Origin of the sequence: Salmonella sp. A29-2 (genome assembly GCF_020150755.1) — a bacterium.
In the GTDB taxonomy this organism is placed as follows: domain Bacteria; phylum Pseudomonadota; class Gammaproteobacteria; order Enterobacterales; family Enterobacteriaceae; genus Salmonella; species Salmonella enterica.
The window spans coordinates 3,521,058-3,535,563 of sequence record NZ_CP083731.1 but is presented as its reverse complement, the minus strand read 5'-3'; the positions used below and the strand labels follow the sequence as shown (position 1 = coordinate 3,535,563).

General features: G+C 53.8%; 8 protein-coding genes. 6 read left to right on the top strand and 2 right to left on the bottom strand.

Features of this window, described 5'->3' with window-relative positions; genetic code table 11:
• Positions 1 to 12: 12 nt before the first annotated feature.
• Positions 13 to 3,180 (bottom strand): multidrug efflux RND transporter permease subunit MdsB, encoded by a 3,168-nt coding sequence (mdsB, locus tag K8W53_RS17240; protein ID WP_023224708.1) that lies wholly within the window; start codon positions 3,178 to 3,180, stop codon positions 13 to 15.
• Positions 3,177 to 4,403 carry a multidrug efflux RND transporter periplasmic adaptor subunit MdsA gene (mdsA, locus tag K8W53_RS17235; RefSeq protein ID WP_001254850.1) on the bottom strand — a complete coding sequence of 409 codons (1,227 nt, stop codon included), beginning with the start codon at positions 4,401 to 4,403 and terminating at the stop codon, positions 3,177 to 3,179. The genes mdsB and mdsA overlap by 4 nt, the downstream gene beginning before the upstream one ends.
• A 276-nt stretch (positions 4,404 to 4,679) precedes the next feature.
• On the opposite strand from mdsA, the gene golT reads away from it, so the two are divergent.
• The 6 genes from golT (at position 4,680) to K8W53_RS17205 (ending at position 14,389) form a co-directional block, all read left to right on the top strand.
• Positions 4,680 to 6,968, top strand: coding sequence for a gold/copper-translocating P-type ATPase GolT (golT, locus tag K8W53_RS17230; RefSeq protein WP_023224707.1), 2,289 nt, complete (start codon positions 4,680 to 4,682; stop codon positions 6,966 to 6,968).
• An 11-nt stretch (positions 6,969 to 6,979) separates the two neighbouring features.
• Positions 6,980 to 7,444, top strand: coding sequence for an Au(I) sensor transcriptional regulator GolS (gene golS / locus K8W53_RS17225; RefSeq protein ID WP_001020584.1), 465 nt, complete (start codon positions 6,980 to 6,982; stop codon positions 7,442 to 7,444).
• A 77-nt stretch (positions 7,445 to 7,521) separates the two neighbouring features.
• Positions 7,522 to 7,716, top strand: a complete 195-nt coding sequence (golB, locus tag K8W53_RS17220; protein ID WP_001159470.1) for a gold resistance metallochaperone GolB — start codon at positions 7,522 to 7,524, stop codon at positions 7,714 to 7,716.
• 290 nt (positions 7,717 to 8,006) lie between these two features.
• Positions 8,007 to 9,260 (top strand): MFS transporter, encoded by a 1,254-nt coding sequence (locus K8W53_RS17215; RefSeq protein WP_000288503.1) that lies wholly within the window; start codon positions 8,007 to 8,009, stop codon positions 9,258 to 9,260.
• 188 nt (positions 9,261 to 9,448) lie between these two features.
• Entirely contained in the window at positions 9,449 to 11,407 is a 1,959-nt protein-coding gene (locus K8W53_RS17210) for a site-specific DNA-methyltransferase (RefSeq protein ID WP_058654705.1), read from the top strand.
• Between the two features lie 9 nt (positions 11,408 to 11,416).
• Positions 11,417 to 14,389: a type III restriction-modification system endonuclease gene (locus K8W53_RS17205; RefSeq protein ID WP_077907258.1), complete on the top strand. Its 2,973-nt coding sequence runs from the start codon at positions 11,417 to 11,419 to the stop codon at positions 14,387 to 14,389.
• The last annotated feature ends 117 nt before the right edge of the window (positions 14,390 to 14,506 follow it).

Genomic DNA, 14,506 nt, shown 5'->3' with positions numbered 1-14,506 from the left:
CCATTCCCATCATTATGCTTGCTGATCATGCGAATCAATGCGGTTCTCACGCTTTAATGCCATCCTGCGAACCACCACGTAAAATACAGGCGTCAATAACAGGCCGAAGAGCGTGACGCCCAACATGCCGGCAAACACGGCGATACCCATCGCATGTCGCATTTCCGCGCCGGCACCCGTCGCGAGTACCAGCGGTACTACACCTGCGATAAAGGCGAATGAGGTCATCAGGATAGGACGCAGACGCAGGCGGGACGCTTCCAGTACGGCGGTCAGCGGGTCTGCGCCGTCGTGTTCTTTGGCGCGGGCAAACTCGACAATCAAAATGGCGTTCTTGGCCGCCAGGCCGACCAGCACCACGAAACCAATCTGCGTAAAGATATTGTTATCTCCGCCAGATACCCACACGCCGACAATGGCTGAGAGTAATGACATAGGCGCAATAAGCAGGACGGCGAAGGGCAGCGACCAACTGTTGTACTGCGCCGCCAGGATCAGGAAGGCCAGCAGCACCGCCAGCGCAAAGATAGCAAGCGCAGCGTTGCCGGCCTGTTTTTCCTGATAAACCAGATCGGTCCATTCGAAGACCATCCCTTCCGGCAACGTTTCACGCACGATCTTTTCAATCGCGTCCGTCGCCTGTCCGGAGGAGAAACCCGGAGCCGGTCCACCGCTAATATCTACCGAGGGGAAGCCGTTGTAATGGATGATTCTGTCTGGCCCCGACTGGCGCATAATCGTGACGAAAGCGCTAAGCGGGATCATCTCGCCCTTCGCATTGCGGACTTTAAGCAGGCCGATATCCTCTTGTTGCATACGGAATGGCGCATCGGCCTGCGCCATCACCCGCCAGGTACGGCCAAATCGGTTGAAATCGTTGACGTAAAGCGAGCCGAGGTTAATTTGCAACGTTTCAAAGATGTCGGTGAGCGATACCCCCATTGATTTCGCCTTCACCCGGTCGATATCCACCTGTAATTGCGGGGCGTTCGTCTGGAAACTGGCCAGCATATTGGCCAGTTCGGGCGTCTGCATCGCCTTAGACATAATCTCGCTTTGCACCTTTGTCATCGCTTCAAATCCCAGTTCCGCACGATCTTCAATCTGCAATTTAAAGCCGCCCGTCGCGCCAAGCCCTGGAACCGGCGGCGGCGGGAAGATGCCAATAAACCCGTCGGGAATGTGGCTAAATTTGTGCATTAGCTTTCCGGCGATAGCGTTAGCGGAAAGCGAAGGATCTTCACGCTCGTCAAAGGGTTTCAGCATGGCGAACATCAGCGCCGAATTTGGCACATTTACCGGGCCGTTAACCGACAGACCGGGGAAGACGACGACGCTTTCAACGCCGGGTTCCGCCAGCGCGATAGCGGACATCTGTTTTACGACCGCCTCTGTGCGATCCAACGATGCGCCGCTTGGGAGCTGGGCGATGCCGACGAGATAGTATTTATCCTGCGCAGGCACAAACCCGTTCGGCACCTGATGGAAGCCAAGCCAGGTCAGCCCCACAAAGCCAGCATAGAGCACCATCACAATGACGCTGCCGCGCACGGCCCGACGGACGGCGCTAACATAGCGGTTCGACGCGCTGTCGAAGAAACGGTTAAAGCGATGGAAAAAACCGCCAGTGACCGTGCCCATCAACCGCGTTAGCCAGTCAGCCTTCGCAGTATCGTGGTGCGGTCTTAGCAAAATGGCGGCCAGCGCAGGGGAGAGCGTCAGCGAGTTAATGGCCGAAAGGATGGTCGAAATAGCGATGGTCAACGCGAACTGACGATAAAACTCACCCTGCAGGCCCGCCAGGAATGCGGAAGGGATAAAGACCGCCGTTAGCACCGAGGTAATAGAAAGAATGGGACCAGTGACTTCATCCATCGCCTTCTTTGCCGCTTCTCCGGGACTTTTGCCCTGCGAGATATGCCGTTCCACGTTTTCGACCACAACGATGGCGTCATCGACAACGATACCTATCGACAGGACCAAACCAAACAGCGAAAGCGTATTCAGCGAAAAGCCAAACAGGTGCATCAAGGCAAAGGTGCCGACCAGCGAAACGGGAACCGCCACCAGAGGAATAATGGACGCCCGCCAGGTTTGCAGGAACAGCACCACGACAAGGACGACCAGCACGAGGGCTTCCAGCAACGTAATCGCCACCGATTGTAGCGATGCGCGCACGAAGACCGTAGGATCATAGGCAATCCGGTATTCGATATCCTGCGGGAAGTTTTGCTGCAACTCATCCATTTTGCCGCGAATCGCGTTAGATACGTCAATTGCATTGGCGCCCGGACTTTGAATAATCTGTAACGCTGGCGCCGCTTCGCCATTCAGTAAACTGCGCAGCGTATAGGCATCTGCGCCCAGCGTGACGCGGGCGATATCACGCAGACGCGTCACCTCGCCGTCAGCGCCGATTTTTACCACAATCTCGCCGAACTGTTCTTCGCTGGTCAGGCGGCCCAGCGTGTTTACCGTCATCTGAAAAGCGGCGGAGGCCTCCGGCTGTTGCCCGACGGAACCGGCGGCGACCTGTACGTTTTGTTCCCGCAACGCCGTAACGATATCACTGGCGGTAAGACCGCGGTTGGCGATTTTCGCCGGGTCCAGCCAGACGCGCATGGCGTACTCGCCCGCGCCCCAGACGAGAACATCGCCGACGCCGGGTAAACGGGCCAGCTCGTCGCGAACCTGCCGGATGGCGAAGTTAGACAGGTAAAGCGAGTCATAGCGTTTTTGCGGCGAGACAAGATGGACCACCATCAACATATCGGGTGACGTTTTCTCCGTTACAACGCCAATTCGCTGGACTTCTTCGGGCAGGCGAGGCAGCGCGCGGGATACCCGGTTTTGCACCTGAATTTGCGCCATATCAGGATCGGTTCCCTGTTCGAAGGCGATAGAGATAACCATGCGACCATCAATGGCCATCTGGGTATTCATATACAACATGCCGTCAACGCCGTTGATCACCTGTTCCAGCGGCGCGGCTACCGTATCGGCAATCACTTGCGGGTTAGCGCCGGGGTAGCTGGCGCTAACCTGTACCGTGGGCGGCGTAACGGCCGGATATTCACTCAGCGGCAGTTTTAAAAAGGCGATAGCGCCAGCCAGCAGCATTAACAGCGACAGGACGATGGCGAAGATGGGCCGTGCGATGAAAAAGTGGGTGAATTTCATTGGCGCACCGCCTTCGACGCGCTGTCGCCGTCCGCTTTAGTCAATGTCGCGGTCTGTTTCTCGGGCATATTCTGCCGCATCGGCACCAGACGCGGCGCAACGGTCATGCCAGGACGCACCAGCCCCTTGAGGATGATTTTTTCTCCCGGCTGTACTCCCTGTGTAACGACGCGGAGTCCATCGACCATTTGTCCCAGCTCAACCGGACGATACTCCACCTGATTCTCCTTGCCGACGATCAGCACATAGTTTTTGCCCTGATCGGCGCTCACCGCCAGATCGTCAATCAGCACGGTTTCCCGCGGCTCGCCGATGGGCAAACTGATTCGGGCAAACAGGCCGGGAGAAAGCATTCCGTCGGGGTCAGGAATCACGGCGCGCGCCCGGATAGTGCCGGTGCTGCGGTTCATCTGATTGCCCATAAAGTCGAGTACGCCCTGGTAAGGCAGCCCGTTATCGGTGGTTAACCCCATGTTGACTACCGGTGGATTTTTGTCGGAGCGGGTATGTCGTAACGCCTTCAGCCAGGTGGCTTCGTCAATATCGAAATACACATACATGGGATTGTGAGACACGATAGTCGTCAGAAGCGTGGCGTTACCCGCTACGCCGCCGCTGACCAGATTGCCCCGGGTCACCAGTATGCGGTCAACGCGTCCGGCAATGGGCGCGGTAATACGGGTCCAGGAGAGTTCAAGGCGCGCTGCGGCGACGGCGGCTTTGGCCGATTGCATCTGCGCCTGTCGCGCATTACGCGTGGCGGTGACATCGTCAGCGTTTTTACGTGATACGGCGCCGCTGGCGACCAGTCGTTGAATGCGATCGAAATCCGCCTGCGCCTGGCGGGCCAGTACTTCAGCCTGACGTAATTGCGCGACGGCGGTGTCGAGGGCGACCTCGAACGGGCGCGGATCGATCTGGAACAGCAGTTGTCCGCGGCTTACCAGACGTCCTTCCGGAACGCTGACGGCGTCAAGGGTTCCTCCCACGCGCGAACGCAGCTCCACGGTCTCCGGCGCGGCCAGAAAACCGGTGAATTCCGCCGTAGGCGCGAGTGTGCGGCTAAGGGCTTTAGCAACCGGTACCGACGGTGGAGGCGGTGCGCTGGCCGGTGGTCCGACGGCGTTGTCTTTATCCCATAGTGCTTCGCCGGCCATGTAAATCACGCCCCCGATGGCGGCGATGACGCCGGCTATCAACATAATTTTGAATGTTCTACGCATGTCGTTTCCCTCTTTACCGCAGCGTGTCGGCCATTCCGCAACGCTGCCGCAGAATTTTTGGCAAAGGCTAGGCGTTACAACGAAGGAAAGGTCAAGCGTTCCTGGCGGGTTTTTTCGGGGCGTGGGTCGGCATCGTGGCGTAAATGTCTCGCATCATCCTCTTTTATGAGCCATCTCACATTCTCGCCGAACCGTGCAGCCTGAATACGCTTGACCTTCCCACAATGGCAAGCTTTAGGCTTTCTGATACCGAATAGTCAGGATGGGGAACTCGTCATGAGTCAGTCAGAAAATCGTCACGACACGATAAGCTTGCTTATTGAAGGTATGACCTGCGCGTCGTGCGTCGCTCGCGTTGAAAAAGGTATTAAGGCTGTGCCTGGCGTAACGGACGCTACGGTGAATCTGGCGACGGAGCGCGCCACCGTTCGCGGGACGGCGTCGGCGGAGGCGGTGATCGCGGCGATTGAAAAAACGGGGTATGAGGCGCGACCGGTAGAGACGGCGGGGCAGGGAGAAGACGACTCTGAAGAGAAAAAAGAGGCCGAGCGCGTCAGGCTGAAGCGCGATCTGATTCTCGCCAGCGTGCTGGCGCTCCCCGTTTTTGTGCTTGAAATGGGTTCGCACCTTATTCCTGGTATGCACGAGTGGGTGATAAAAACGATTGGCCTGCAACAAAGCTGGTACTGGCAATTTGCACTGACCCTGTTGGTGCTGACGCTCCCCGGTCGCCGTTTTTACCTTAAAGGGTTCCCGGCGCTGGCGCGTCTGGCGCCGGACATGAACTCGCTGGTCGCCGTAGGAACCGCAGCGGCGTTCGGCTACTCGCTGGTGGCGACCTTTACGCCCGACCTGTTGCCTGAAGGGACGGTAAACGTCTATTACGAGGCCGCCGCAGTGATTGTCGCGCTTATTCTGCTGGGGCGCTTTCTGGAGGCAAGGGCGAAGGGGCGGACTTCCGAAGCGATTAAACGTCTGGTGGGGCTACAGGCGCGGGTCGCGCATGTGTTACGCGAGGGCCGCATCGTGGATATCCCTGTCGACGAGGTTGTGCTGGGAGACTGTGTGGAGGTTCGGCCAGGCGAGCGGATACCGGTTGACGGCGAAGTGACCGAAGGCCGCAGCTTCGTTGACGAGTCGATGATTACCGGCGAACCGATACCGGTAGAGAAATCCGCAGGAAGCGCGGTGGTGGGCGGTACCGTAAACCAAAAAGGCGCGCTCACGCTGCGGGCGACCGCCGTCGGCGGACAGACCATGCTGGCGCAAATCATTCGTCTGGTGGAACAGGCGCAGGGTTCAAAACTGCCGATTCAGGCCGTCGTGGATAAAGTGACGCTGTGGTTTGTCCCGATGGTAATGCTTATTGCTGCGCTGACCTTTGTGGTATGGCTGGCGTTTGGGCCGTCGCCAGCGCTGACTTTCGCTCTGATCAATGGCGTTGCGGTGCTGATTATCGCCTGTCCTTGCGCGATGGGCCTGGCGACGCCGACCTCCATTATGGTGGGAACCGGTCGTGGGGCGGAAATGGGCGTGCTGTTCCGTAAGGGGGAGGCGTTACAGCTACTCAAAGACGCTAAGGTGGTGGCCGTAGACAAAACCGGGACGCTTACCGAAGGCCGCCCGGTACTGACCGATCTCGACGTGGCCAGCGGCTTTGAGCGCCGTGAGGTGCTGGCGAAAGTCGCGGCGGTAGAATCGCGTTCAGAGCATCCGATTGCCCGTGCGATTGTCGTGTCGGCAGAAGAGGAAGGGATCGCGCTACCAGGCATGAACGGCTTCGAATCGGTGACCGGGATGGGCGTATACGCTACCGTTGACGGTACGCGTGTTGACGTGGGGGCCGATCGCTATATGCGCGAAATTGGCGTGGATATTAGCGGCTTCGCCACCACCGCCGAACGGTTAGGGCAGGAAGGGAAATCGCCGCTCTATGCGGCTATTGACGGTCAACTGGCGGCGATTATCGCCGTGGCCGATCCGATCAAACCCAGCACACCCGCCGCAATTAACGCTTTACATCAGCTCGGGATTAAGGTCGCCATGATCACTGGCGATAATGCCCGCACGGCACAGGCTATCGCCAGACAGTTAGGAATTGATGACGTGGTTGCCGAGGTATTGCCAGAAGGGAAAGTCGAGGCGATACGGCGCCTGAAAGCGGCGTATGGGCAGGTGGCGTTTGTCGGCGATGGCATCAACGATGCGCCAGCGCTGGCGGAGTCCGACGTGGGGCTGGCGATTGGCACCGGCACCGATGTGGCGGTGGAATCCGCCGACGTCGTACTAATGTCCGGCAACCTGCAAGGCGTGCCGAATGCTATCGCGCTGTCTAAAGCGACCATCCGCAATATCCACCAGAATCTGTTCTGGGCCTTTGCTTACAATACGGCGCTGATTCCTGTCGCGGCAGGCGCGCTATTTCCGGTCTGGGGCATATTATTGTCACCGGTATTCGCCGCAGGGGCGATGGCGATGTCGAGCGTGTTCGTGCTGGGCAACGCTTTGCGGCTGCGCCGTTTCCGGGCGCCGATGGCAACCCCATCCGACACATCCACGACCTGAGGAGGAGCGTCATGAACATCGGTAAAGCAGCTAAAGCATCGAAAGTTTCGGCCAAAATGATTCGCTACTATGAACAGATTGGTCTGATTCCCGCGGCAAGTCGGACGGATTCCGGCTATCGGGCCTATACCCAGGCTGATGTTAATCAATTGCATTTTATACGCCGCGCGCGCGACCTCGGATTTTCAGTTGCTGAAATCAGCGACTTACTGAATCTTTGGAATAACCAGTCGCGGCAAAGCGCTGACGTCAAACGCCTGGCGCAGACGCACATTGATGAACTGGACAGACGTATCCAGAACATGCAGCACATGGCGCAAACCCTCAAAGCGCTGATTCACTGCTGCGCCGGCGACGCGCTGCCAGATTGCCCCATTCTGCATACGCTTGGACAACCTGACGATAGCGAGCCGGAGGCGCGTACCGGAGCGGTGTTGCGCCGTCCTCGTCGTCATGGACTGACAAAGCGTCTGTAAGTCCTGAGATTACGCTTGACCTTCCAACACTGGCAAGGCCCAGACTGGCAACAGTTACCACACAAAAGGAGTTCACCATGCAGTTCCATATTGATGACATGACCTGCGGCGGCTGCGCCAGTACGGTAAAAAAGACGATTCTGACTCTCGATGCTAATGCGACGGTGAGAACTGACCCGGCGACGCGTCTGGTTGACGTTGAAACGTCGCTATCCGCGGAGCAGATTGCCGCCGCCCTGCAAAAGGCCGGTTTCCCGCCGCGCGAAAGGTAATCGTCAATGGCGATCGGTCTGGCGACAGGCCGGTCGCGATACGCTAGCCATGCTTCGCTTTTCTTTGCGTGAGATAATCCCCATAAAAAATGTGACAAATCATGTGCCAGTAAGTTTTGTTAATAATATGTAATGATTTGTCTATTTTTGCTAACATTTTACCTGCTATATACAAAAAGATAACAAATAAGTAGCGCAACGCTACCTTGTTACGTCGCTTTGACGACGGGAGCGCTCCAGCGTTTCGCCGCTTCAAAGCTTGATGTTATTTTTGATGCAGGACACTACCTATGTACACCCCCCTGAACTGGACGACGACACAACGACATGTGGCGTTTGCCAGCTTTACCAGTTGGATGCTGGATGCGTTTGATTTCTTTATCCTTGTCTTTGTACTTAGCGATCTCGCCGAATGGTTTCACGCTTCCGTATCGGACGTTTCCATTGCGATTATGCTGACCCTGGCGGTACGTCCCATTGGCGCGCTGCTATTTGGCCGAATGGCGGAAAAGTACGGACGTCGACCGATACTGATGCTCAATATTCTGTTCTTTACGGTGTTTGAACTGCTTTCCGCCTGGTCGCCCACCTTCATGGCATTTCTGATTTTTAGGGTCATGTACGGCGTGGCGATGGGCGGGATATGGGGCGTCGCGTCATCACTGGCGATGGAAACCATTCCCGATCGTTCGCGTGGCCTGATGTCGGGCATTTTTCAGGCGGGCTATCCCTGCGGCTATCTGTTCGCCTCGGTTATTTTTGGCCTCTTCTACAGTATGGTAGGCTGGCGCGGCATGTTCCTGATTGGCGCCCTGCCTGTTGTCTTGCTGCCTTATATCTGGTTTAAAGTGCCGGAATCCCCCGTCTGGCTGGCGGCCAGAGCGCGTAAAGAGAATACCGCGCTGCTTCCTGTTCTGCGCAAACAGTGGAAGTTGTGTCTGTATCTGGTGCTGGTCATGGCGTTCTTTAACTTTTTCAGTCACGGCACGCAGGATCTCTATCCTACCTTCCTGAAGATGCAGCATGGTTTTGATCCGCATCTGATCAGTATCATTGCGATTTTTTATAACATTGCCGCCATGCTCGGCGGTATTTTCTACGGTACGCTATCGGAACGTATTGGGCGTAAAAAAGCGATCATGATCGCCGCCTTTCTTGCGCTTCCGGTACTCCCGCTATGGGCATTTTCCAGCGGATCATTCACGATTGGCCTGGGCGCGTTCCTGATGCAGTTTATGGTGCAGGGCGCCTGGGGAGTCGTGCCGACCTGGCTAAACGAGCTGGTTCCGGCGAATGCGCGCGCCGTGCTGCCAGGGTTTGTTTACCAACTCGGTAATTTACTGGCGTCGGTTAATGCGACGTTACAGGCCCGCATCGCGGAAACGCATGGTGGAAATTACGGGTTGGCAATGGCGATCGTGGCTGGCGCGGTGGCTATTTTAATCTGTGTATTTGTGGCATTTGGTCGCGAGACCCGGGGAGTCGTCATCTCCGGTACAGATAGCGACGCCCTCCCGGAGTCGGCCATCAGTCATCGCACGTAAACACTACGCTCCTGGCGCATACTGTCGCCGGGAGCACGCCTTCCTCCCGTCGTTTTCACGCCCTTTCAACGAACAACAAAGGTTAATGATGGCATCTGCCGTTCGTGACCATTACAATCATCGCTTACTTTTTTCTTTATAAGAAATTGATTGCTTCACCTTAAAATTATCAACGGAGCGAAGATATCATGTTGAAAGATAACCAAAAACACAACGAGTCTGTTGCCCCGAATAGCGCCTTTCTGTCTGAGTTACAACGTGCATTACCGGAATTTTTTACCGCCGATCGCTATAACGAGCAGGGCGAACTGATCGCGAAAGGCGGATTTGATCTCGCCAGATTTGAGCGCGCGCTGAAAGCGCGTAATATTGATGAGCTGACTAGCGGTTATCAGATTGATTTTATTGGCAAAGATTACGCAAAAAAACAGGCGGGTGAAAAATCCGTTACCGTTATCGTTCCTGACGCGGAACACAATACTCTGGCAGAAAATAAAAACAGCCATAATCTTTTTCTGACCGGAGATAATCTGGATGTTTTACGCCATCTGCAAAATAATTACGCCGATACCGTCGATATGATCTATATCGATCCCCCTTATAACACCGGATCGGACGGGTTTGTCTATCCCGATCATTTTGAATATAGCGATCGGGCGTTGCAGGATATGTTTGGTCTTAATGATACCGAACTGGCACGTTTAAAATCCATTCAGGGTAAATCGACGCACTCCGCGTGGTTATCTTTCATGTATCCGCGTCTTTTCCTGGCCAGGAAGCTCCTGAAAGATACCGGATTTATTTTTATCTCTATCGACGATAATGAGTACGCCAATCTTAAATTAATGATGGATGAGATTTTTGGCGAAGGCGGATTTGTCACCAATGTGATGTGGAAGCGCAAAAAAGAGATTTCTAACGATTCTGATAACGTTTCCATCCAGGGGGAATACATTCTTGTTTACGCCAAAACCGGTCAGGGCGCTTTACGTTTAGAACCGCTTTCTAAAGAGTATATTCAGAAATCCTATAAAGAACCGACCGAACAGTTTCCAGAAGGGAAATGGCGGCCGGTGCCGTTAACGGTGTCAAAAGGGCTGAGCGGCGGCGGCTATACCTATAAAATTACCACGCCGAACGGTACGGTACACGAAAGACTATGGGCTTATCCTGAAGCCAGTTACCAAAAACTGGTGGCCGATAATCTGGTCTATTTTGGCAAAGATAACGGCGGTATTCCCCAGCGAGTCATGTACGCGCACCACAGTAAAGGGCAGCCAACGACCAATTACTGGGATAACGTAGCGTCGAATAAAGAGGGGAAAAAGGAGATTTTGGATCTCTTCGGCGACAACGTTTTTGATACGCCGAAACCGACCGCATTATTGAAGAAAATCATCAAGCTCGCTATCGATAAAGACGGCGTCGTTCTGGACTTTTTTGCCGGTTCCGGTACTACGGCCCATGCGGTGATGGCGCTGAATGAAGAAGATGGGGGACAGCGCACGTTTATTCTGTGTACTATCGATCAGGCATTAAGCAATAACACTATCGCGAAAAAAGCAGGTTATAACACTATTGATGAAATCAGCCGTGAGCGAATTACACGCGTTGCGGCGAAGATCCGCGCCAACAATCCCGCGACCAATAGCGACCTCGGTTTTAAACATTATCGTTTTGCCACTCCGACACAGCAGACGCTGGACGATCTGGATAGCTTCGATATTGCTACCGGCCATTTTATCAATACCAGCGGTCAACTGGCCGCTTTCACCGAGTCAGGATTTACCGACATGATCAATCCTTTTTCCGCCAGAGGATTGGGCGTGCCGGGCGGCGCAAGCGGCGAAGAGACCTTATTAACGACATGGCTGGTCGCCGATGGTTATAAAATGGATATTGACGTACAGACCATTGATTTTTCCGGCTATTGCGCCAGGTATGTTGATAATACGCGCCTGTATCTGATTGATGAACGATGGGGAACAGAGCAGACCCGCGATCTTCTCAACCACATTGGTACGCATCAGCTTCCGGTTCAGACTATTGTCATTTACGGCTACTCTTTCGACCTTGAATCCATTCGTGAACTGGAAATCGGCTTAAAACAGCTTGATCAAAAAGTGAACCTGGTGAAGCGTTATTAAGAGGGGATGATGATGAATATTTTACTGGAAGAACTTCCCCATCAGGAACAGGCGTTAGCGGCGATTCTGGCGAGTTTCACCGGTATCGATCACGCGCAGGCCGATCATAATCACTATGCTAATCCGCTGATTAAGGAACGTTACGACGATAAGGCCAATATTGACGTTAAAATGGAGACCGGGACGGGCAAAACCTATGTCTATACCCGGTTGATGTATGAACTGCATCAGAACTACGGCCTCTTCAAATTTGTGCTGGTGGTGCCGACGCCAGCCATTAAAGAAGGCGCGCGGAACTTTATCACCAGCGATTACGCCAGACAGCATTTTTCACAGTTCTACGAAAATACGCGGATGGAACTTTGCACCATTAACGCCGGTGATTTTAAAGTAAAGTCGGGGCGTAAAAATTTTCCGGCCCAGCTATTAAGTTTTACTGATGCCAGCCGTCGTGATAGCCATACGATTCAGGTTTTGCTGATCAATGCGCAAATGCTCAATTCCGCCAGTATGACGCGAGACGATTACGATCAAACGCTCCTGGGTGGACTGACGTCGCCTGTTAAAGGGCTGCAAATGACGCGACCGGTGGTCATTATTGATGAACCGCATCGTTTTGCGCGAGATAACAAATTTTATCGAGCGATTCAGGCTATTCAGCCGCAAATGATCGTCCGCTTTGGCGCTACCTTCCCGGATATTGTCGAAGGTAAGGGTAAAAATAAATGTGTACGTAAAGATTACTATCGCCGGCAACCGCAGTTTGATCTCAACGCGGTGGACAGTTTTAACGATGGTTTGGTGAAAGGTATTGATATTTATTACCCAAATCTCCCCGAAGAACAGGCCAACAATCGTTATATCGTTGACAGCGTCACGGCAAAGAAATTAATCCTCCGACGGGGGAGCAAAATTGCCGAGGTTGGCGTGGGCGAAAATCTCGCCGATGTTGATGCAGGATTTGAAGGCAGTATCGAATATGCCGGCAGTAAAATGTTGTCGAACGATCTGGAGCTGGAGGCAGGGATGGCGCTGGTGCCAGGAACCTTTGGCGCGAGCTACCAGGAACTGATTATTCAGGAAGCCATTGATAAGCATTTTGACACCGAGCAGGCAAATTTCTTACGCAGCAATGAGCCAGAAAATAATGCCCCGCGTATTAAGACCTTAAGCCTTTTCTTTATTGACAGTATTAAAAGCTATCGTGATGACGAAGGCTGGTTGAAAGTCACTTTTGAGCGTTTGCTGAAAAAGAAACTGACGCAACTGATTGACGATTATCAGCGCAAGACCCTGCCGCGAGAAGTGGAGTATCTGTCGTTTCTGCAGGCCACGCTCGCCAGCCTGCACTCGGATAACCAAAACGTCCACGCTGGTTACTTTGGCGAAGACCGCGGAAGCGGCGATGAGGCGATCCAGGCTGAAGTAGATGATATTCTGAAAAATAAAGAGAAGTTGCTCAGTTTTTCAGACCATCACGGCAACTGGGAAACGCGCCGCTTTCTGTTTTCAAAATGGACGCTTCGCGAAGGCTGGGATAACCCGAATGTTTTTGTCATTGCTAAATTACGTTCTTCCGGTAGCGAGTCGAGCAAAATTCAGGAAGTGGGGCGCGGCCTGCGGCTACCGGTAGATGAAAACGGCCATCGCGTTCATCAGGAAGAGTGGCCGTCCCGACTGTCGTTTCTGATTGGTTATGATGAAAAAGCGTTTGCCAGTATGCTGGTTGATGAGATTAATCGCGACAGCAAAGTTCAGCTTAACGAGCAGAAACTGGATGAGGCGATGATCACACTCATCGTCACCGAGCGGCAAAAAGTCGATCCTGCGTTTACGGAGCTTCGTTTGCTGGAAGATCTGGATGATAAAAAACTGATCAACCGGAGTAATGAGTTTAAACCCAGCGTCACGCTTAACGGGGAAACCAAAAGTGGTTTTGCGTGGCTACTGGAGTTCTACCCTGAGCTGACGCAGGCGCGGGTGCGAGCGGATCGCATCCGTGACAATAAGCCCGCCTCCCGACTGCGAGTCAGGTTACGCAAAGAGAATTGGGAACAACTTAGCAGTATCTGGGAGCAGTTTTCCCGCCGTTATATGCTGCAATTCGAGCGTAGCGGCGCTTCTCTGGAACAGATTGCCGCCGAGGTGCTGCGCGATCCGGCGCTGTATATACGCCAGAAGCCAAGCCAGGTGCAACAACGGCTGGTATCGAATGAAGATAATGGCCGTTTTGAAGTGGCGCAGCGGGAAGGCGAATTAGCCGCCAGCGAATTTATGGCGGGCATGAAATATGGCCATTTTCTTAAGCAACTGGCGTTACGCACCAGTCTGCCGGTTAACGTCCTGCATCCGGTGTTAATGGCGATGCTGCGTGATGTTTTGCACGGAGATTCACGCTATTTAAGCGAGATCTCGTTGGACAATATGACCCGCGCATTACAGACGCGGATTAATGCGCATTTTGCGCAGCGCCACGATTATCTGCCTCTCGACTTCCAGGCTTCAACGTCGGTATTTGATTCCACGGCACGGCAGTTCAGAGAGGAGATTAGCGCTGAAATTGTGGGGAAAAATGTGGATGAGAATGCGATAGACGATCCTCGTTCTCTCTATCAAATACCGCCGTTGCGTTATGACAGCGTCGATCCAGAATTGCCGCTATTAAAATACGATTATCCGCAACAGGTTTCTGTGTTTGGCAAACTGCCTAAGCGGGCCATTCAGATCCCCAAATATACGGGAGGCTCTACTACGCCGGATTTTGTGTACCGTATTGAGCGTCAGGACGCCGACAGCGTTTATTTACTGGTTGAAACTAAAGCAGAAAATATGCGCGTAGGCGATCAGGTTATTCTTGATGCGCAACGTAAATTCTTCGATATGCTGCGTCGGCAAAATATCAATGTCGAGTTTGCGGAAGCGACCAGCGCGCCGGCGGTATTTTCTACGATCAATGGCTTGATTGAGGGGAAGGCAAACTAACGGGTTTGAATGGACCTTAACGGTTATCTTTTTGATAGACCATATAAAATGGCCGCCGCGCAGCGAGCGTTGCGGTCATTCTCCCTGTGCTAATCCCCCGTCCCGTAAACCGCGTTG